Source organism: Thiospirochaeta perfilievii (genome assembly GCF_008329945.1).
Taxonomy (GTDB): Bacteria; Spirochaetota; Spirochaetia; order DSM-2461; family DSM-2461; genus Thiospirochaeta; species Thiospirochaeta perfilievii.
In genome coordinates, this window is the sequence record NZ_CP035807.1 from 2,567,075 (window position 1) to 2,588,735 (window position 21,661).

Consider the following 21,661-nt stretch of genomic DNA (forward strand, 5'->3'; position numbering starts at 1 on the left):
TAAAATAACTAGGAGAACCACTTTGATAGATCCAAAAAAAATTATTTCAGAGATGACTTTAAGAGAGAAAATTGCTCAAACTTTTTTACAATATTACCAGGGGTATGATGACCTTCCAGAGAATCTATTAGAATTAAACAGAAAGAATGAGTTAGGTAATTTACTCTTTTTCTCAGGTGCAAACGTAAGGGACTTAGATCAACTACATAAGATGAGTATTAATATACAATCCCATGCTAAAGAGAATAGGTTTAATCTTCCTTTTTTATTAACAATAGACCAAGAGGGTGGTCAGCTAACAGCAATTCATAGGGGAACAACAATGTTCCCGGGAAATATGGCTCTAGGTTTTGCAAACGATGAGTCTTTAACATCTAAACAGGGAAGTCACTGTGGGAAGGAGTTAAAATATGCAGGTATAAATATCTGTTATGCTCCAGTTCTAGATGTTAGTTATGATAGAAAAGATACTCCTATAGTTGATAATAGAATGTACTCTAGTAATCCGCAAGTTGTAGCCGATATGGGTTCTGCATATATTAAGGGCCTTCAGGATGAGGGGGTTGCGGCCTGTGGTAAACACTTCCCAGGAATGAGATTAACCCAAGAAGATACACATTTTAAATGTGATACCCACCCAGGTGATATGAATAGACTAGTAGAAGTTGAACTAGCACCGTATAAAAAAGCTATAGAGAGCGGTTTAGAGGTTGTAATGACCCATCATGGAGTTTTCTCTGCCCTTGATACAGAGTACCCTGCTTCAATGTCTAAAAAGTGGTATGACTACCTAAGAAAAGATATGGGCTTTAAGGGTTTAACAGTAACTGATGACTTAATAATGGGTGCTGTTCGTAGCCAATATGGAGATGAGGATGCTGTAATTATAGCTTTAGCAGCTGGAGCTGACTTATTAATGCATACTGCACTATCATCTAACTATGTAGATGTTATAGAGCAAGCAGTTAAAGATGGTCGGGTTACAGAGGAAAGAATTACAGAGGCAGCAACAAGAGTTTTAGAGTATAAGGCTAAATTTTGTACAACAACTCCAGAGAATAAAACTTTTAGTAAAACAGATGGTGATGCCTTAGCCTATGAAATAGCAAAGAAGTCACTAATTAAATATAAGGGGGATGACTCTCTATTTCCAATTAAGTTAGAGGAGAAGGATCAAGTTGGTGTAATTTTTGCTAATCCTGCAAGACTTGTTATGAGTGATGCAATAAATTTATACGATCCTCTATCAATTAGAGAAACTATAAAGAATAGAACTAAACACTCCCTGGTAAAAGAGGCGTTTATGCCTTGGAGACCAACTCATATGGAGCAGGTTTCTGTTGGAGATATTGCATTTATCACTGATGTATGTATTTTTACAACAGTTAATGCTTATTGTAATCCAGAACAGATTGAAACTCTAAAGTATACTAGGGAGATCTGTCCAAATAAAACAATAATCGGTGTTGCTACAAGGGGTCCAAAGGACGCTGAACTTTTAGCTCCATATTGTGATGCAGTTATTGTAACTGGTGGTTTATCCCAAGTTAGTATTGATGCATTAGTTGATGGTATCTTCGAGCATGGAGAGTTTGACTCTAATCCAGCAAAAGAGATCTAATTTTTAAAGTTCTATAGCAATTAATAGACCTATATTTAGTAGGATATTGTTATAGAACTCTATATTATTTAAGGAGTCTCTAAACACTATATTTCCATCTACTCCATACTGGATATTGTCCTGATTAAAAAACTGGGGTAGCTGGATACTAAAACCTAACTTCCATTCATAAATAGGTATAATGTGGGTTGTTGTAATGTAGTTATAATTCTCAATTCCCAGCCCAAAACCTAAGTATGGGAAAAACCAACCAACTAGATAGTTCTCAAACAGGGTTCCATTTATTCCTAAAATTAATTTGTTATAGTAGGTTTTATTATAAAAAATCTCTTTAAGGTCACTGTTTTTAAAACCGGGTTCATTCCATCCGTAGGTGGATTTTAAGAATACCTCAAGTCTACTATACTCCCAATTAAATGGAATAATATTCATTTGAAGAGTGTTTAAATAGCTTTCTGACCCTAAATCAAATTCACTCCCTGGAATGATTTTCATATCCATGGAAAGGAGCTGGGAACCTGTTGGAATTGTATTGAAATTTATGGAGTATTTACCCCTAGAAAAACTTCCGTTTAAAAACAGGTCAAGATCGTATCTAAAGTGTCCTGCACCTATTGATAGGTTTAAAACACCCTCCTGAAAAATATCATTAAAATCATTGATTATTTTATAACTTGAGAAGTCATAGATGTATCCATATTTATAAGCTAAACCTATCTCTACATTGTTGGCTTCAAACATAAGGGCGTATCCCACATTTACAGAGAAAATATAGTTTAAAATTATTTCCAGTTCAGATATAACATTTGAATAAAAAAAACCACTATTTATTCCAGAATCGTATAAAACTGATTTTTTTGAAAAAAGTAAACTGGAGTAGATATACTTTTTGAAATTAAAATCCATAAGTTTATCCCTACTTAGATCCCCAGATATTGTTATTCCTAAAGCGGGTGTTATATCAATTAGTTCAACCCCTGTTATAGGGTAGGAGAGTATTAGCGATGTCTCATCAACCCTAACCTTTGTTGTCTCATTGGTATATAGGGTGTAGTCTAAATCCATCTTTATTCCGAATAGAAGGGGTGTTGTAGAATAAATATTAACTGTTTTTGCATTCTCTATAGGTGTAAATAGATTAATACCAAATAGATCATCCCCTAGGGTAAGTTCATAGGCAATTAATGGGTTAGAAAAGATAATAAATAGTAGTATAACATATATATTTTTTTTCATCTTTTATATAAATATGTTATCATTAAACTAATGTTAAAACAAATTTTATCCCTACTATTTATACTTTTAACTCTTACTATTCAAGGCGAAACTGTTTATGAAATTTTAACTAATGATAATAGGAGTATAATTGGTCAGATAGTTGAGGATGTTCCAGGGGATTATATTACAATCCAGGAGGAGAGCTCTTTAGACATATTGGTTTTACCCTATAGTCAAATCTTAATAATTAAGGCTAAGGATAAGATAGAAGATGAGAGTCTACTTAAACCGGTAGAAGTTATACCAAATGACCAAACCCTTCCCCAAATTACTCCCCCAAAAACAATTCTCCCTAATTTAGATATCCCTGATGTCCCTCAACCTAAAGTTGATATACCCTTTGAAGAGAGTGAGGATATAGAGGATGATACGCTAAAGTATACTCTTTTAAATATTATTCCTGGTCTTGGAAGCTTTATGCAAAAAGATTACTCGGCAGGGTTTTATACTATATCATCAATTTTATTTGCAGTAGCCTATAATCTTACCTACGATACGTTGGGTAACGACTTATACTTTATTGTTAATTTAAATGGAGTTATCGCCTATGTCTCAAGTTTTCTATCACCACTAAGGTACAATCAAAAAAAATATTCCATTAAAGATAAACCATCATTATAGCTTTTAAAAATAACCATTCTTATATAGAATAATACCAAATGACTTTTAAGGGTAGGATATGAATTTTAAAGAGATACTGGAAAGTTTAAAGCCAGTGGATAACGTTGAAAAAATAGATATAGTAGTAGATGGAAAAGTTATTAATACTATTCCAAACATTGAGGGTAAAAGTGGATCATTAAAAGTTTATGCCAATCTTGTAGATTTTGATAACGGTAATATCGATTATAAACTTGCAGCTAAGGGTTTAGATCACTTTGCAGAACATGTTGAAGATGCCAAAAATAACCCTGGAGCCCACCCAAATATAGATCTTTTATTAAATATAAAAGAGGATGAATATGTAAAAGCTGTTGTTCATTATAAGGTTCCAAAAGATTTAAAAGAGAGGGTTGAAAAATATACAGCTCTAAAAAAAGAGGGAAAGTTAAATGATGATAGAGAGGGAGCTTTAGCAACCTTTAATCAGGTGATGGATCTACTAGAAGCTGGTTTTTTAAGAACCGCTCAGATAATTGATGGAAAATGGCAGGCAAACCAGTGGGTTAAAAACGGTATAATGCTAGGTTTCCCCCTTGGAAATATTGTAGTATATAACGGCTCTTCTGATATAGGTTTTACCGATAAGGATACATTCCCTGTAAGAAAATTAGATGGAAATGAGGGATTTAGAGTTGTTCCTCCTGCTGCAGGTCTAAGACGTGGAGCATATGCTGGTCCAGGTTGTGTATTTATGCCTCCTGGTTATGCAAATGTTGGTGCCCATGTTGGTGCTGGTACAATGGTTGAAAATCTAGCAGGCAGTTGTGCACAAATAGGAAGAGATAGCCATATAAGTGCAGGGGCTATCATTGGTGGAGTTCTAGATCCAATTGAGGCTACACCTGTTATATTAGGTGATCATGTTCTACTTGGTGAGGGTTCCGGGGTTACCCAGGGTGCTCGACTAGGGGATTTAGTAACCCTAGCACCGGGAGTTCATATCTCTAAGGCAACTCCAATTTTAGACCCAATAAATAATGTTGCATATACATCTAAGGGTAAGTGCGAATTAATTCGACATGACCTTGTAAATGGAATTAAAACATTTAGTGTTGGAGAAGTTGTAGAGGCTAAGGATCCAAGTTATGGTCCTGAAATACCAGATGGAGCATTAGTTATACCTTCTATGTCCGTATCAAGTAGTGGTACATTAAAATTAACTCCAATTATTGCTAAGTATATAAGTTCTGCATCCCAGAGAGCCTATGCTCTAGAGGAAGCACTTAGGGGTTAATATGGAGCTAAAAGCCAAGAGTAGTTTTGATGGTATAGATATCTCAGAGATTAGAAAGATGAATGCACTAGCTGGGGATGAAACTATCAACCTAGGTATTGGCCAACTTCCCAATGATGTTCCTGAAGCAGTATCTCTTCAGGGACAAAAAGCCTTTACAGAGGGGAGAACAAGATACACTTCAAACCAGGGTATGTTAGAGCTACGGGAGTTAGTAGCAAAATACCACTCTAGGAAAACAGGTAAAAGTATCTCTCCTAATCAGATAGTTATTACCAATGGGGCAGAAGGGGCAATTTGGAATATTTTTTATGCCTATCTTGAAGTAGGGGATGAGGTATTAATTCCTGAGATTAGTTTTACAGTATATGACACTATTACAACAATGCAGGGTGCTAAGGCTATCTGTTTTGGCCTAACTAAGGATCTAAGATTGGATTTTAACAGTATTGAGGCCTTAATTAGTGATAAAACCAAGTTTTTAGTAATTAATAGTCCAACAAATCCTACAGGTTTAATTGTTAATCAAGAAGATATAAAAAAACTATCAGTTCTAGCTGAAAAGAGGGGCTTTTATATAATTTCCGATGAGATCTATAGCGAACTCTATTTAGATAGGGTAAAGCCTACATCCCCATATAGTTATAGTAATAGGGTTATTGTTGTTGATGGTATATCAAAGAGAGCTGCGGCTACTGGGTTAAGAATAGGGTGGACTCTCTGTGATGAGAGTTTAGTAAAACCTATGGTAATTGCAAATCAATATATTGCAACCTGTGCTTCATCTATTTCCCAATATACAGCTATAAAGTCCTTAGACGGAAGTTGTGATAGTTTTTTAGAAGATATAAAAAGGGACTTAAAAGAGAAGCGTGATTATGCATATAAGACCCTCTCTTCTATAAAGGGAGTTACTGTTGTTAAACCAGAGGGTGCATTTTATATATTTCCAAACATTAGTTCCTTTGGTAGATCTAAAGATGTGGCATTACGAATATTAGAAGAGGTTGACGTTTTAACTATTCCAGGTGTAGCCTTCGGAAAAAAGGGTGATAGTTATATAAGAGTATCCTTTGCAGTGGAATTCGACGATTTAAAATTGGCTTTAAGCCGTATAAAAGAACTTTTTAATAACTGGAGTTAATATGAAAATAAGTGAAATAAGTAGCCGTTTTACTACAGACCAGGATAGGTTGAACTTTAGTGGTGTTGATCTAGATCCTATTGTTACTGAGTTAGGAACACCTCTATTTATATATGATGCTGAGACAATTAAAGATAAGTATAACTATTTAAGGGATAATCTCCCAAGCCAGGTAGATATATTTTACGCTATGAAGGCAAACTCTAATATAGCTATTATCAAGCTATTAACATCCCTAGGGGCAGGTATTGAGGTTGCATCTGAAGGGGAGTTATACGCCTGTAAAAAAGCTGGAGTTAATCCTAGAAATATAGTATTTGGTGGTCCTTCTAAAACAGATTCAGATATAGAAACAGCAATAGACATGGGAATTTACGCACTAAATGCTGAGAGCCTTGGTGAGATAAGGAGAATAAACCGTATAGCAACAACAAAAGGTGTTGTTATGGATGTTGAACTTAGAATAAATCCAGAGTTTGAAATTGCAGGAGTAGCAGTCAGCCTTGGTGGTGGTTCTAAAAAGTTTGGTATGGATACGGAACAGTTAGATACTATTATTAAAGAGGTCTTAACATTTAAAGGTGTAAGACTTCAAGGAATACATATATTTGCAGGGACAGGTATAAACAATAGTGAAGGGTTTTTAAGTAATCTAGAGAACTGTTTTAGAATAGCTAAAGAGCTAAATGATAATTTTTTTAAAGTTGAATCCATCGATGTTGGTGGAGGAATAGGAATCCCATATAACAATAGTGATCCAGAGTTTATAATAGATGGTTTAAAGGGTAAAATATCGAATCTAATAAAACAATATCCTTTTATTAAAGAGAATGGGACACGGATTATAACTGAGCCTGGTAGATATTTGGTTGGTCAAAGTGGGGTATATATAACCCAGGTTGTTGATAGAAAGATATCCAGGGGAAGGGAGTATCTTCTTGTTGATGGTGGTGCTCAACACCTTTTAAGACCAGCACTTATAGGGGTATCCCAACCTACTTATAACATGTCAAAATTATCATCATCAGATAGTAAAAAGTATGATGTAGGTGGATCTCTATGTACTTCCATTGATTTTTTAGGTAAGGACATAGATTTACCAGTTGATAGTGATATTGATGATAATATTGCGGTTTTCTGCTCCGGAGCCTACGGGTATAACGAGAGTATGCCGTTTTTTCTAAGCCACGATATAGCCCCAGAGGTTTTGATATATAACGGGAAGTATCATATAATTAGACCAAGAATAAAAATACGGGATATGGTTGATATTCAATCTATTCCAAAGGATTTATAGTGTTTGAGTTAGGTTGCGATATAGTTACTATTCTATCAGATTTAATTAGTATAGAGAGCGAGACAGGAAATGAGAAAGCTCTTTGTGATAAGCTATTTGATACTCTAAAGAGTTATGATGGAGAGTTGATTAGGGTTAAAAACTCCCTTCTATTTAATTTGGACCTTAAAAAGGACAAAAGAGTTGCTCTTATAGGGCATATCGATACAGTTCCTGTTGCAAATAGCTCTACAACACCAGAGATTAAGGATGATGAGCTTTGGGGCAGGGGATCCTGCGATATGAAAAGTGGTTTAGCTGTAATGTTAAAGGTTATAGATGATATTTCAATTGGCAAAATTAAACCTAAACAGAACCTAAGCTTTGTTTTCTACGAAAATGAAGAGGGTGCCCTTCCTAATGGTATCAACTTTTTATTAGATAATAACTACCTTATGGATATTGATTTTGCATTTGTTTTAGAACCTACACAGAGTAAGTATTCTGTTGGGTGTCTTGGATCATTAGCTGTTAAAAAAGATGTATACGGTATATCTGCCCATAGTGCCAACCCTAAAAAAGGGAAAAACGCACTAATTGAGGCTACAGAAATAGTAATGTCAGTAGAAAAAATGAATAAGTTGATTAACAAAGATAGTAGTATTGATGGTTTAGACTACTATGAGACAGTTAATATTACCCAGCTTGGAACAACTACAGAGACATTTAATGTGATCCCTGACCATGTAGAGATAGTTGCTAACTTTAGGTTTAGCCCCAAAAGAAGTAGTAATGAAGCTTTAGAGTATCTTTTAGAGTTTCTAGGTCAGGATAATATAACTATTTTGGACAAGGCTGACTCATGTTATATTGGGGATAGTGGGAATGACTTTTTACTTCCAAATATAGATAGGGAGATTATGCAAGCCTGGACCGATATCGCCCAGCTAAATAAGGCTGGTATACCATCTATAAATTATGGGGCAGGTTCAATTAAATACGCCCATAAACCAGATGAGCGTATATCAATTGATGAGTTAACTGAGTTTTATAAAAGCCTTGTTACCCACTTATAAGTTTAGAGTAGCTTAGAACTCTAGCTTCTCCCCTTAAAACTCTTAAGCCATTAAGGGCGAGGGCTTCAAGTTCATTCTCTCCAGGATATATGTTTACTGGGGCTAAAAAACTGACTCTTTTTTTAATTAAATCAGTTACTAAACTACTGTATGCTATTCCCCCAGTTAAAATTATTGAATCTACTTCACCACCTAATACTACGGCCATAGCGCCAACCTCTTTTGCTACCTGGTAACACATAGCCTCAAGAACTTCTAGGGCTTTATTATCCCCACTGTTTATTCTCTCTTCAATCTCTATTACGCTATTGGTTCCAAGGTAGGCAATTAATCCTCCGCTTCCAACTATCATCTGCTTAATTTCGTTAAAACTGTAGTTACCACTAAAACAGAGTTTAGAGATATCTAGTGTAGTAAGTCCTCCACTTCTCTCCGGGGAGAATGGGCCCTCTCCATTTAGTCCGTTATTAACATCGATAACTCTGCCCTCTTTATGGGCTGCGACACTAATACCTCCTCCTAGGTGTACAATAATAAGGTTTAACTGGTTATAATCTTTTCCCAGGGAGTTAGCATATGCCCTAGCTACTGCCTTGTGATTTAAAGCGTGAAAAATCGAAACTCTAGGTATTTTAGGGTGTCCTGATATCCTTGCTATATCCCATAGCTCATCTACTACTACAGGGTCTGCAATATAAGCCTTTCTAATAGGTATACTCTTTGCCAAATCATAGGCTATAAGACCTCCTAGGTTACTTGCATGTTCCCCTAAATAGTTAGCATTTAAATCCTCTAGCATTAGGTTATCAATCTCGTAAATTCCAGAGGGTATAGGTCTTAATAGGCCGCCTCTAGCCACTATACAGTCTAATGTCTCTATATCAAATCCGCAACGTTTTATCTGTTCTAAAATTAGTTCTTTTCTAAAATTAAACTGATCAGTGACTCTCTTAAAACCTAGTAATTCCTTCATAGTATGTTTAATAGTCTCTACAATTATAGGTTTTTCGTTTTTGTATATAGCTATTTTTGTGGAAGTCGAACCAGGATTAATTACTAATATTAAATAATCATTCATATATTAATAATAGGTTCACTTTAAAGCTAAGTCAATTTTTATAAAAAAAGCAGCTTCTAGAGCTGCTTATTTACCAGTGACCGGACTCGAACCGGTACACCCGAAGGCGGTAGATTTTGAATCTACTGTGTCTACCAATTTCACCACACTGGCAATTTAAGTAAAGGTTATCCTTTGTAATATTTTTTGTCAATCAATACTGGTAATATTATGAATCCCCTCGCTAAACTCAAACCCTACTAAATTATCCTTAGGTATTTTTGTAGCGCATTTTTTTGACTTATCTAATAAGTCAGATATGTTTAAACTGTTATCCGGATATATAGTAATTCCTATTTTAACCCTAGGTTGAATCTTCTGATTCTCGGTAAAAATTGGTTTTTTCAACTCAGATACAATTTTTTTAGCAACAATACGGCAACCTCTTATACTCTCCATTTTTATAGATAGTAAATAGGTGTCATCACTCTCTCGTCCTAAAATATCCTCGCTTCTTAAAATACTCTTTAACCGTTCCTGAATAGTATGTTCTCCAATAATTAAATCTTCGGATAAGAAAGTTCCCTGATTATCAAATTCTAAATCTATAATTATTGTTAAAAGTGCTATTTTCCCCTTGTCCCTTTTTGTTCCTTTAATTGCTTGGGACAATAGTTCTATAAATAGAGGCTTGTAGGGTAGTCCTGACTCCCTATCCTTGTGGAGTTTCTGCTTCTCTATATCCCTTGATTCAATAATTATAGTATCGTGATCTAGTAGCTCATTAAAGGAGTCAACTTCTTCTTTAATCCTCATATTTTCAATGGTAAGTGATATGTAGGCACTAATTGTCTTTAAAGAGTTCAAGTCAAACTGAGTATATTTATTTTTATCTTCATCCTCTATTGATACAGCACCTACTATAAGTTTACCTCTTTTAATAGGAATAATAATAAATGAGTTCATCCCCCGTGTAAGCCTGTTTTTAGTAACTTTAAAATCTTCATTTGCTGTATCTCTATCATATAGAATAATCTCCCTATCTTCATCTATTACCACAGATGCTAGGGTCCCTAATGCCTCTATCTCCTTTTGTGTATAGTTCCCATCCTTCATTATAGTTGTTTGTAATAGGATCTTTCTATTATCTTTATATGTATAAAGTGAGAGGTTTGAAAAGTTTAATATGTTTTTTATCCCTGTATAAATTGCTGCTGTAAGCTCCTTTAGGTTATTCTCCTTATAAATTGATTGTTTAGTATTTAGTTCATTGTTATAAATATTTGTAATAATAAATGATTCTGGTTTTATACTAAATTTTAAATCAATTTGAAGAAGCTCATACTGTAGCTTATTTACCCTCTCTATCTCTTCCTCTTTTAAAATAATTGACTTTTGAAGATACTTTATAGACTCCTCAACCTCTCCTAGGAACTTATATGCCATATATATGTAGTGATAACCCTTAAGAACCTTACTATATTTTTGCTCTATCTGATCAATCTCTTCCAATGCTGAGTTAACAAACTGTAGACATTTTTCGTAATTTCCTAAATGGAGCATTAAGCCACCTAGGTTTAATAGAATATCAATGTGTGCAGAGTAGTCTCTACTGCTTTTAGCATATTGAAGGGCTCTTATGTGAAAACTCTCGGACCTTGGATAGTTTTTAGTCTTCCTAAAAATGTTCCCAAGCTCGGTTAGTGTTTCACTAATCTTGTAATTAATTCCATTTGCATCACAGAGGGTAAGGGTCATAAAAAGAGATTCCTGGGCGGTATTAAATTTCTCAAGTTTTTTATAGGTTCTTCCTAGATTGTAGTGAATATAAATCTTTCGATATACCATCTCCTCATTTTTAATTATTTCCAATGCTATCTTTAAGTATTTTATTGTCTCATTGTATGCACCCCAACTGTAATAGGTATTTGCTATATCCTTTAAAGTTATAAACCTTAATTCGCTATCCTTACTCTGGAGTTTAGCAAGTATTTTAAAATAAATTTCTAAGGCTTTATTAAATTGTTTACACTCTTTGTAAATAGAGGCTATCCCGTGGCAACTTAAAAGGTATCCATCTAAGTCCTCTTTTTTTAAGAATATCTTTAGTGCCCTATTAAAACTTTTAAGTGCCTTACTATAAAGAAGGGTTTCAAGGTCTACCCACCCCTTCTTAATAAAATTATATGCAATTTTCTCTTTTATAAATGTGCTATGGGTCAGCTTTATTGCATCCTCTATAAAGCCTAGTGTAATAGTTTCCACTGGTGTATTTATAACTTTGTTAACTGTCTTTTTATTTTCCATCTACTTTCCTATAATATATATAGTTTAACTTATTAGTTTAATGAAAACAAATATTAAATTAGGTGGTTTAAGAATCATGATCTTTATAATATTAACAATTGCTTTATTGGCTCTACTTTTTAATAATAAGGGGTTATTTTACAGAGAGAGTAGGGACTTCTCTTCTCTAAATAGTAGTAATATTTTAGAAGGAGCAGAGCCCTTTGAGTATTTAGGTGGTAATAAAAAAGCTATACTATTTATCCATGGATTTCCAGGTTCACCTAGAATGTATTACATGGTTAAGGAGTTGGCTATTAGGGATGGTTATGATGTTTTTATACCAAAATTACCTGGATTTGGAACAACCCACAGTGATTTTATTAAATCAAACTTCTCTATGTGGTATTCATATCTCTCTAATTATTATAATGGAATAAGAGGTGGATATGATAAGTTTTATATTGCTGGAAACTCAATGGGTGGAGCTTTAACCTTAAAATTGGCACAAAATGTAGATCTGAAACCTACTGCAATTGCTTCAATTGCTGCCCCAGTTTTTTTAAACTCATTGAAAAGAGGGGTATTAAAATCTACGACTCTATATTTTATTAGGTATTTGTCCAAGTTTGTAAAGTACATCCCTCCAAAGAATCCTCCAAAAGATCCATCGGAAGACCAGGATGGGGATACTAGGTGGGTAGGGTATAGGGGGAAATTTCCTAGACAAATTTATAGCCTCTATATTGGTTTAAAAAGTGTTAAAAAGGACCTTGGTAAAATAGAGATACCCTGTTATCTATGTCATGCAAAACATGATAAAACAGTTTCATATAAAAACCTAAACCTAATTAAAGATAGAGTTAGTAGTAAGAGTATACTTATTAGAGTTTTAGACCTAAGTGAATGGAGTCATACTAATCACTCCATGTTTATCTACAAGAGTATTGTAGATGATCTCTGGAGTGATATAGACTATTTTTTTAATAATTTATGATATTGTAGTTCCAAAAAAATCTTTGCCATCAAATATCTTTTTTAGATTGTAAAGATCTTTACCAGCAGCAGCTTTAACTGTTAAGCCTAACTCTGCAGCTAATTTTGTTGCAACAGGATCAAAGGGGATGTTTTTCCCTGGAGTCCACTCATTTCCACATAGTTTTTTATATTCGTCCCATGTCATATTATCAACAGGCTCTGCATTTGGATTTGTTTTAGGGTCATCTGTATATATTTTTGCAATGTTAGATAGACTTAATACTGTTTTAGCTCCAAATCTCTTAGCTAATACCACTGAGTCATAGTCAGTTGAAAATCCTGGTTTCCACCCTGCAGCAACCATTACTCGACCTTTAAAGCTACCTTCAGTTTCTGGGTTAATAATTACATCATCAAAACAGTAATCTTTAAAAACACCCTTAAGAAGTTGACCGTTAAGCCTTGTTGCTGCTATTCCTATCCAATCCTGCTCCTCATCTGTTGGGTTATTATCTATATCTCTATATGCTGTTTGATACTTTCTAGCAGCTCCGCCACCGCCAATAATTAAAATTGCCTTTCTTGACTCATCCTCATCTAACCAGTTTACTAAAAAAGTTTTAAACTCCTTAATAAATTCTGTATCTACCTGATCCGGTGCAACTATTGATCCGCCTAGATCGAGTATTTGTATGTTTTCCATCTTAACTCCCCTAAAAAATAAACTCTTACATTTTATGTTATTTCTTCATCTAAGTCAAAGCAATAGCACTTTACAAAACTCTCTTTGCTTGACAACTGAGTATAATTAAAGTTTAATATTACAGTTAAATACATTAAACGGAGCTAAGTTATTTTGAAAAAAAAATCTCTATTATTAATATTATTAATTATAACCCCATTTTTTATGTCTGCTCAGCAAACAGCTGGGGACTTTTTTGAAACAATATCAAATAAATATGCCGAAATTGAAGCCTATACGGCATCATTTAAATTCACAACAGGAATAAGGGGTAATATTATTCAGGAAGGGACTATTTATTATAAGAGTCCTAATCTGTTAAGAATGGATTACACTAATCCTGAAAACCAAGTTTTTTGTGTTAACTCTAGAAAATTATCAATCTATGTTCCTGCCCATGGGACACTTTTTGAGCAGACAATAAATAGCGAAGAGGATGCGTTAACCCTAGAGACATCTGGTTTTACATCCCAGGGATTAGCACTATTTAACTCTAACTACAGTATTAGTTATGTAAATGGACCAAATTTAGAGGTATTAGATGATGATAATCCAGAAGAAGTCTATAAGTTACGACTTGTTCCTAGGAAATTTAGTGAGCCTTTCTCTAGGATTATTATGTCTATAACCAGTGATGGTTTTATTAGAAGATTAGTTTCAACTACAAGAACAGATGAAGAGATAATTTTAGATATTGTTGATATTGATGTAAATGCTAATATTGATAGTAAGTATTTTGACTATGATGCACCACCAACAGCAACAACTTTAACTGATTTCCTTTTTACAAACGAAGAAGTAAAAGAGGGAGATGAATAGGTATGCGGTCACTAAGAGATCTATTACTTAATAAGCGGGAAGAGAAGGGCTTTACAATAAACCAAGTTGCTTATGAAACAAATATTTCAAAGAAGTATATAGAGGCCTTAGAGGAGGAGGACTTCTCTGTATTCCCGGCGGAGGCATATCTACTAGGATTTCTTAGAAATTATGCTGAATTCTTAGGGTTAGATTACGATTTAGTATATGGAGAGTACCAAAACTGTCTATTAAGGGATGAACCTACTCCCCTATCTGAATTAATGGGTGTTAATAAAAAGATTGAGATTAAACCATGGATGATCTATATCCCTGTAATTATTTTGACTTTAATATTTGCCTTACCCCCAGTTGTAAGGAAGGTAAATAATTTTATTGATGATAGAAAAGAAGCGTTAAGAATTGCAGGTGAAAAGCAGAGTAAAAATTACATTATAACCACAGATTATAGTGACCAAAAGGTAAGGGTTGATGACTCCTTTACCCTAGATATTGGGGATGAAAAGGTAACATATTTAATTAGAGAGATTGATTCTAATCTAATACTTACAGAGAGCTATAAGGGTGACGAGAGGGTTATTACCTTAAAATTAGGTAGTGAAGTTGAGTCTGACTTTGTCTATAAAAATGAGAAGTATATCGTATCCCTGTTTTTAAAGGATATTGGTGGTTTTTCTGACAACAGTGCTATTATGAAGGTTAAGTATGACATAAAAGAGGTAGCTGTTTTTAGTAGTAGCGACCTTAGTTTAGATAGTGAAGATTCAACATTAAAGGATAGCAAAGTTATACTAGTTAAAAAGTATACTCCTGAACCATACTCCCTCTCAATTAAGTTTGAAGGGGACATACTTTTTAGATATCAGGCTAAGGGTGAAGAGTTAAAAGAGTTCTTCTACCAAAAAAACAGTGTATTATCCATGGATGTTACTAAAAGTATACAGATTTGGACTAGTAATGCAGGTTTAACAAAGCTTAAGATTAACGGAGAGACCTTAGTTTTAGGTAGAACTGGAGAAGTCCATGTTTTTTCACTAAGGTGGTTATATATTAAAGATAAGGATGAATATAGGCTTGAGTACGCAACAGCATATTAAATTTTATATAGAGACATTAGGATGCTCTAAAAACCAGGTTGACTCAGAGTCAATGTTAGCTTCTGTAGAACAGTATGAGTATAGTTTTACTAAAGAGTCCGCAGAGGCGGACTTTATTATAATTAATACATGTGGTTTTATTAAGTCTGCAAAGGAGCAGTCCATACAGACCTTCTTAGATTTTAGAGAGGCATACCCAGATAAAAAAATAATAATTGCAGGCTGTTTTGCTCAAAGATATTTTGAAACCATAAGAGAGTTATTTCCAGAAGCCGATGGTTATTATGGAAGTCAGGCACCCTCGCAAATAGGTAGTATTGTTGCTGAGGTATTAAGTGGTGATAAACCAGCATTAAAAAAAGATGATGTGATTACTCAGTTAGAGAGAAAGACTACTTTCAATTTTAAGGGCTCTGTATATGTAAAGGTTGCTGAGGGGTGTAACAATAACTGTAATTTTTGTGCTATTCCTATTATTAGAGGCCAGATTAAAAGCAGAACTTTAGACGATGTATATAATGAAATTGTCTCTTTAATTGATAAAGGTTATTTTGAAATAAATTTAATAGCCCAGGATTTAGCAGCTTGGGGTGAGGACTTAGGGGAGAAAACTCTAATTACCCTTCTTAATAAATTATCACTTTTAAGTGGTAAGTTTTGGATAAGACTTCTATATATACATCCTGATAAATTCCCAATGCAACTGTTAGATGTTTGTAAAAGGGATTCTAGGATACTTCCATATTTTGATATCCCATTTCAACATGCAAGTGAAACAGTTCTAAAAAAAATGGGGCGGAAGGGTTCTTATAAGAAGCACCTGGATCTAGTAAAAAAAATAAGACATGAGTTGCCAGACTCTATTATTCGTTCCACAATTATGTTAGGACATCCTGGTGAGGGGAGAAAAGAGTTTATTGAAGTAGTCTCCTTTTTAGAAGAGGCTCAGTTAGATTGGGTTGGTTTTTTTGTATACTCTAGGGAGGAGGATACAAAGAGTTTTAATATGCGAGGCTCTCTACTTGATAAACTTAGCAAAAGAGTTGCAGAGAAAAGAAAGAGAGTTCTAGAGGATATTCAGTCTCAGATTACCCCTAAAAAACTGCTTCAGTGGATTGGACAGACTGTTGATGTTCTAATTGAAGAGGATGTAAAAGAAGAGAATCTTTTTATTGGAAGAAGTTCTATAGATGCCCCAGAAGTTGATGGACTTGTTGTTATTAAGGGTTCAGGATTAAAAGAGGGTGATGTTATTAAGGCAAAAATACTTAGTGTTGCATCTGTGGATTTAATAGCTGAAGTTGTTGAATAATGGACTATTTAAGTGGTTTAAATGACCAACAACATAAGGCTGTAACATTTCAAGGTGGGCCTCTACTTCTATTAGCAGGGGCTGGCTCAGGTAAAACCAGGGTAATAACTACTAGAATTGCCTACTTAATTGATCAACTTGGGTTTAGTCCATACTCTATTTTAGCTGTTACCTTTACTAATAAGGCTGCAGGAGAGATGAGGGAGAGGGTCAACTCCATGGTTCCTGGAGCAGAAAATGTAATGATAAAAACATTTCACTCCTTTGGTGCATGGATGTTACGTAGAAATGGAGACTCTCTTGGGCTTAAGTCATCCTTTACAATATACGATGACGATGATGTTAATGCTCTAATTAAGAGTTTAGTACCTACAGCCTCTAGAAGTGAGATAAAACAGTTTGCTAGGGATATCTCCAGGTGTAAAGATGACAACCTATCTCCAGATGATAACTTAACCCATATAAACTCTCACCCTAATTTTAATAATATCTACTTAAGATATGAGGCTAGATTAAAAGAGATAGGAAATGTTGATTTTGGGGACCTTATATCCCTACCTAAAAAGTTGTTATCAACCAATAAAGAGATTAGTTCTAGGTTTCAATCCAGATTTAAAGTTATATTAGTAGATGAGTATCAGGATACAAATAGAGCACAATTTGAGCTTCTACAAAATTTAACTGGAGAGGATACATGGGTCTGTGTTGTAGGTGACGATGATCAATCTATATATAAGTTTAGGGGAGCTGAAGTCCGAAATATTTTGGATTTTGATAAGATGTTCCCAGGAACCCAGGTTATTAAACTAGAAGAGAACTACAGAAGTACAGGACATATCTTATCAATAGCCTCTGCGGTTGTAAAAAACAACCTAAATAGGTTGGGTAAAACCCTCTGGACTAGTAAGGGTGATGGTTTAAAACCTACAATTAAATACCTAGAAAATGGAGAGGCCGAGGCGGAGTTTATAGCTAGCAAACTAGTTGATGGGGATCTTAATGAAACCGCAATACTTTACAGAACAAACGCCCAGTCTAGACAGTTAGAATCAACCTTTATTCGAAGTGGAATACCCTATAAAATAATTGGAACCCTACGGTTTTATGAGAGAGAAGAGATAAAAGATACTCTAGCTCTACTATCTTTTATCCTAAACTCTAAGGATGAGATAGCCTTTAGAAGGGTTATAAACAAACCTGTAAGGGGAATAGGAAAGACATCTTTAGATAAAATTATCTTAGATAGTAGAAACTATGATAATGACTACCTAGAAACCATATTAAAAACAACTCTATTAAAGGGTAAGGCAAAAAAAGGTTGCACAGAGTTCTACGACTTTATATCGGAACTTAAAGAGCTAGATTTCACCCAGGATTTAGGACACTTTATTCGAAGGGTTATAGAGGATAGTGGTCTTCTTGATTATCACCGAAGCCAGGATGAAGCTATCGGTTCTGGTAAGGTCGACAACCTAGAGGAGTTAATTAACTCATCAAGTAAGTATAGTGGTGATTCTGCATTATCAGATTTTTTAGAAGCAGTAGAGCTTGATCAGTCTTCATTTAATCGAGATGATGAAGAGGATGATACTCCTAAGGTAACCCTAATAACTATGCATAATACTAAGGGTTTAGAGTTTGATAGGGTATTTATTACTGGGATGGAAAATGGTCTATTCCCTAGAAGTGAAAAGCTAGAGGACGATGATGAACTAGAAGAGGAGCGTCGACTATTTTATGTAAGTATTACAAGGGCAAGAAAAGAGCTTTGTTTTACAAGTTGTAAAAGTAGAATACTCCACGGTAAGTTTATAGATAGCTCTCCATCTATCTTTCTTGGGGAGATCCCCGAGGATTTTGTTATAGGGGATACCCCATCAAATAGTAACTCCTTTACAAACTCAACATTTAAAAGAGGTGATAATGTCTACCATGATGATTATGGTTCAGGCTATATAATAAAGGTTACCGATAATGGTAAACATGAACTTGTCTTAGTGAAATTTGAAACAGGACAGGTAAAACAATTTATACCAGAGTTCTCTCCTTTAGAGAAAATAGCAAGGTATTAAAGGATTATTATGATTATAAAAAGAGCCCGTGGATATAGACTATATAGTGACAAGGGACAGAAAATATTAGACCTCTCAATGGATAGGGGTAGGGCAGTTTTAGGCCATAGACCTAACGGGTTATCCCTTACAATAAAAAATGTAATAGAGCGTGGTCTATATGCTAGATACAACAATATCTATATAAAGAGGTTAGAGAAAGAGTTACTTTCTAGGTTTAATGAGTATAGTTTTGTAACCCTTTTAGAGTATGAGGAAAAGTTAAAGGATTATACAGAGGCACAGATAGTTGACCCCTTATTTGAAACAGTTGAGAGCTGTTATATCTCCTATTGGAGACCATTTTTAGAGTATCCTAAGTGCGAGGTCTTGGTTCTTCTATATCCCCTTCCCGGTTTAAATAGTACAACTGTTATCCTAAGCAAAAAAGAGCTAACAGTAAAAAATGACTTAATATCTCCGGTAATTATTTCAGGTATTTTAAGATCTATGTATGATTATGATATTGAGTTAAAGAAGTTTAAAGCTGATTTTTATAATGATTATAGAACCATCCCCAATACCGAGTTAAAACCTCCATATATAGTTTTTAATCTAGAAGATGAGGATTATTATAATTTAATTAAAAAGTGTGAAAATAGTGGTATACTTTTAAACGATAGGGATAAGATAGGTGTCTTAAGCAATGATTACTCCAGTGGAGAGATAGCTAAAATAGTTAAAACATTAAGTTAAAGAGGATATAAATGACAAATCAGATGGTAGTTGCAATTATTATAAAACTTTTTTTTGGATTTTTAGCAGCCTTAACATCTCTACTTCTCTGGTCTAAAACAAGGGATGGAGCCTGGCTTTTAATGGTCTTAGGAGTTGTTTTCCTCTATTTAGAGACTCTTTTGCAAATTTTAGACTCCTTTGGCTTTATTTTATATAAAAAAATTGAATTTTCAAGCATACCTATACTTCCGCTTATCTTTGAGGTTGTACCATTTTTTTTCTTTGCCCTTGGTATGTTTGTATTTCTATTAAGAATTAGGCGTTTTAAATAATTTGCCCGTTTTAAGACTTATTATATAACTAAACATAAAATAAATTGTTATCTATTAATTCACCTGTTAGTCTATGTGTAGGAGATTAATAAATGAAAAAATTAGTAGTTATTATAATTAGTTTTACTTTTTTGTTATCCTCATGTAAAACAAATGAAGTTGTAAAACAGAGTAATGAAGAGAAGTGGTTTGATTCCTCAGTTATTTACGAAGTAAATATAAGGCAGTATACTAAGTCAGGTACATTTAATGCCTTTAGGGAGCACCTTCCTAGACTTAAGGAGCTAGGAGTTGACATCTTATGGCTAATGCCAATAAACCCAATTTCAGAAAAAAATAGAAAAGGGACATTAGGATCCTACTACTCTATTTCTGATTATAAAAAAGTAAATCCTGAATTTGGAACTATTGATGATTTTAATCTATTAGTCACACAGGCTCATAATTTAGGAATGAAAATTATTTTGGATTGGGTTCCTAATCATACAGGCTGGGATAACAATTGGATAAATGAACATCCAGAATGGTATACAAGAGAAGGTGGAAAAATAATACACCCTGCTGGTACTGATTGGACTGATGTAGCCGACCTTAACTATGATAACTTTGAGATGAGAGATGCAATGATTGATTCCATGGCATTTTGGGTTACAAATAGTGATGTAGATGGATTTAGATGTGATGTAGCAGGTAGTGTTCCCTCTGATTTTTGGAATAAAGCCTCAATGGAATTAAACAGTATTAAACCTCTATTTATGTTAGCGGAGGACTCTTCTAACTACGCCCTATTACAGACAGCATTTAATAGTAACTATAATTGGCCTATGCTTCACGCTATGGAGAAGGCTGCAACTGGAAGTGGTCAAAAAGCCGCAATAAAAGATATAATTAGACAGGTAGAAAGCCGTTATCCTAGTGGAACATTTCCTATGAACTTTATTACTAACCACGATGAAAATTCTTGGAATGGAACAGCTTATAATAGATTTGGTAATAGTAAGGATTTAATGACAGCTCTTACTTTTTTAATTCCTGGAATACCTCTAATCTACTCAGGACAGGAGGCTGGTTTAGATAGATCCCTAAAGTTTTTTGAGAAGGACGAAATTTCTTGGGCTGATTTATCAGAGAGTGAGTTACTTAAAAAACTAATTAGTATTAAAAAAGAGAATACGTCGTTATATAATGGTGCTGCTGGAGGGACCATTAAATTTATAAATTGTACAGAAAGGTCTATATTAGCGTTTATTCGAGAACGAGAAGATAGTCGTGTACTGTTTATTGGTAACTTTAATAAGGAGAAAAAAGAGTTTAATTTAAGAGAGTTTTCTCAGCCTTCTGAGTACAGAAATGGTTTTACCGATGAAGTTGTAGATATTGCAACAAATCAAGGTTTTTCTCTTGAAGGTTTTGAGTTTAAAATCTATGTAAAATAGTTTTTATGATGTTGACATTATTATCGATTCATGGGATTATTTCACACCCGTTACAAGATTAGATTGAATATTAAGGTAGAGAAAATGAAAACTATATTCGTAAAACCTGCTGAAGTAGAGAGAAATTGGTATATTATTGATGCCAAGGACGTTACTTTAGGTAAGGTAGCAGTAAAAGCTGCTATGTTATTAAAAGGAAAGCATAAAGCTTGTTATACTCCACACCAAGAAGTTGGAGATTATGTAATTATAATTAATGCTGAGAAAGCAGCTCTTTCTGCTAATAAGAAGAAAGATAAGATGTACTATGAACACTCTGGATTCATGGGTGGTATGAAGGCTTATAACTACGAAACATTAATGAGTAAAAGACCAACAGCTCCAATGGAAAAAGCTGTTAAAGGTATGTTATCAAGTGGACCACTTGCTAACCAGCTTTTTAGAAACTTAAAAGTATATGCAGGTGAGACTCACCCACATGTAGCACAACAGCCAATAGCTGTTGAAGTGTAATTGGGAGT

Annotated in this window: 19 protein-coding genes and 1 tRNA gene; 15 read left to right on the forward strand and 5 right to left on the reverse strand. The window is 34.3% G+C overall.

Features of this window, described 5'->3' with window-relative positions; all coding sequences use genetic code 11:
• Positions 1-22: 22 nt before the first annotated feature.
• On the forward strand, positions 23-1,621 hold the full coding sequence (locus EW093_RS11800; RefSeq protein ID WP_149568604.1) for a glycoside hydrolase family 3 protein: 1,599 nt from the start codon (positions 23-25) through the stop codon (positions 1,619-1,621).
• A 3-nt stretch (positions 1,622-1,624) separates the two neighbouring features.
• Here the strand turns inward: EW093_RS11800 and EW093_RS11805 are convergent, their stop codons facing one another.
• Positions 1,625-2,857 (reverse strand): hypothetical protein, encoded by a 1,233-nt coding sequence (locus tag EW093_RS11805; protein ID WP_149568605.1) that lies wholly within the window; start codon positions 2,855-2,857, stop codon positions 1,625-1,627.
• Between the two features lie 30 nt (positions 2,858-2,887).
• Here EW093_RS11805 and EW093_RS11810 point away from each other — a divergent pair, with 30 nt between their 5' ends.
• From EW093_RS11810 to EW093_RS11830, 5 genes are read left to right on the forward strand one after another with little or no spacing between them, the layout of a single operon-like run.
• Positions 2,888-3,520 (forward strand): hypothetical protein, encoded by a 633-nt coding sequence (locus tag EW093_RS11810; RefSeq protein WP_149568606.1) that lies wholly within the window; start codon positions 2,888-2,890, stop codon positions 3,518-3,520.
• Positions 3,521-3,578: 58 nt separating this feature from the next.
• Complete coding sequence (locus tag EW093_RS11815) at positions 3,579-4,796, forward strand: DUF2322 family protein (protein ID WP_149568607.1); 1,218 nt, start codon at positions 3,579-3,581, stop codon at positions 4,794-4,796.
• A 1-nt stretch (position 4,797) separates the two neighbouring features.
• Positions 4,798-5,940, forward strand: a complete 1,143-nt coding sequence (locus tag EW093_RS11820; protein WP_149568608.1) for a pyridoxal phosphate-dependent aminotransferase — start codon at positions 4,798-4,800, stop codon at positions 5,938-5,940.
• 1 nt (position 5,941) lies between these two features.
• A complete protein-coding gene (gene lysA / locus EW093_RS11825) occupies positions 5,942-7,237 on the forward strand; it encodes a diaminopimelate decarboxylase (RefSeq protein ID WP_149568609.1) in 1,296 nt (431 codons plus the stop codon).
• Complete coding sequence (locus tag EW093_RS11830) at positions 7,237-8,292, forward strand: M20/M25/M40 family metallo-hydrolase (protein WP_187759696.1); 1,056 nt, start codon at positions 7,237-7,239, stop codon at positions 8,290-8,292. The genes lysA and EW093_RS11830 overlap by 1 nt, the downstream gene beginning before the upstream one ends.
• On the opposite strand, the gene buk is transcribed toward EW093_RS11830, so the two are convergent.
• The 3 genes from buk to EW093_RS11845 all read right to left on the reverse strand — a co-directional run bounded on the left by buk (position 8,279) and on the right by EW093_RS11845 (position 11,656).
• Positions 8,279-9,370 (reverse strand): butyrate kinase, encoded by a 1,092-nt coding sequence (gene buk, locus EW093_RS11835; protein ID WP_149568611.1) that lies wholly within the window; start codon positions 9,368-9,370, stop codon positions 8,279-8,281. The two genes, EW093_RS11830 and buk, sit on opposite strands and share 14 nt — an antisense overlap.
• 71 nt (positions 9,371-9,441) lie before the next feature.
• Positions 9,442-9,523: transfer RNA gene (locus tag EW093_RS11840), tRNA-Leu, on the reverse strand.
• A 36-nt stretch (positions 9,524-9,559) separates the two neighbouring features.
• Positions 9,560-11,656, reverse strand: coding sequence for a diguanylate cyclase domain-containing protein (locus tag EW093_RS11845; protein ID WP_149568612.1), 2,097 nt, complete (start codon positions 11,654-11,656; stop codon positions 9,560-9,562).
• 40 nt (positions 11,657-11,696) lie between these two features.
• Here EW093_RS11845 and EW093_RS11850 point away from each other — a divergent pair, with 40 nt between their 5' ends.
• A complete protein-coding gene (locus EW093_RS11850; protein ID WP_149568613.1) occupies positions 11,697-12,632 on the forward strand; it encodes an alpha/beta hydrolase in 936 nt (311 codons plus the stop codon).
• Here the strand turns inward: EW093_RS11850 and pyrH are convergent.
• Positions 12,627-13,316, reverse strand: a complete 690-nt coding sequence (pyrH, locus tag EW093_RS11855; RefSeq protein ID WP_149568614.1) for a UMP kinase — start codon at positions 13,314-13,316, stop codon at positions 12,627-12,629. The genes EW093_RS11850 and pyrH overlap by 6 nt on opposite strands.
• 153 nt (positions 13,317-13,469) lie before the next feature.
• Between pyrH and EW093_RS11860 the strand changes: the two genes are divergently transcribed.
• The 8 genes from EW093_RS11860 to rplM all read left to right on the forward strand — a co-directional run bounded on the left by EW093_RS11860 (position 13,470) and on the right by rplM (position 21,653).
• Complete coding sequence (locus tag EW093_RS11860; protein ID WP_149568615.1) at positions 13,470-14,174, forward strand: LolA family protein; 705 nt, start codon at positions 13,470-13,472, stop codon at positions 14,172-14,174.
• A gap of 2 nt (positions 14,175-14,176) precedes the next feature.
• Positions 14,177-15,271, forward strand: coding sequence for a helix-turn-helix domain-containing protein (locus EW093_RS11865; protein WP_149568616.1), 1,095 nt, complete (start codon positions 14,177-14,179; stop codon positions 15,269-15,271).
• Entirely contained in the window at positions 15,249-16,583 is a 1,335-nt protein-coding gene (gene rimO / locus EW093_RS11870; RefSeq protein ID WP_187759697.1) for a 30S ribosomal protein S12 methylthiotransferase RimO, read from the forward strand. Before EW093_RS11865 ends, rimO begins: the two co-directional genes overlap by 23 nt.
• On the forward strand, positions 16,583-18,655 hold the full coding sequence (locus EW093_RS11875; protein ID WP_149568618.1) for an ATP-dependent helicase: 2,073 nt from the start codon (positions 16,583-16,585) through the stop codon (positions 18,653-18,655). The genes rimO and EW093_RS11875 overlap by 1 nt, the downstream gene beginning before the upstream one ends.
• Positions 18,656-18,664: 9 nt before the next feature.
• A complete protein-coding gene (locus EW093_RS11880; protein WP_149568619.1) occupies positions 18,665-19,390 on the forward strand; it encodes a hypothetical protein in 726 nt (241 codons plus the stop codon).
• An 11-nt stretch (positions 19,391-19,401) separates the two neighbouring features.
• Positions 19,402-19,704: a hypothetical protein gene (locus EW093_RS11885; protein WP_149568620.1), complete on the forward strand. Its 303-nt coding sequence runs from the start codon at positions 19,402-19,404 to the stop codon at positions 19,702-19,704.
• A 92-nt stretch (positions 19,705-19,796) separates the two neighbouring features.
• Positions 19,797-21,140 (forward strand): alpha-amylase family glycosyl hydrolase, encoded by a 1,344-nt coding sequence (locus EW093_RS11890; protein ID WP_149568621.1) that lies wholly within the window; start codon positions 19,797-19,799, stop codon positions 21,138-21,140.
• An 84-nt stretch (positions 21,141-21,224) separates the two neighbouring features.
• Positions 21,225-21,653: a 50S ribosomal protein L13 gene (rplM, locus tag EW093_RS11895; protein ID WP_149568622.1), complete on the forward strand. Its 429-nt coding sequence runs from the start codon at positions 21,225-21,227 to the stop codon at positions 21,651-21,653.
• Positions 21,654-21,661: the final 8 nt, after the last annotated feature.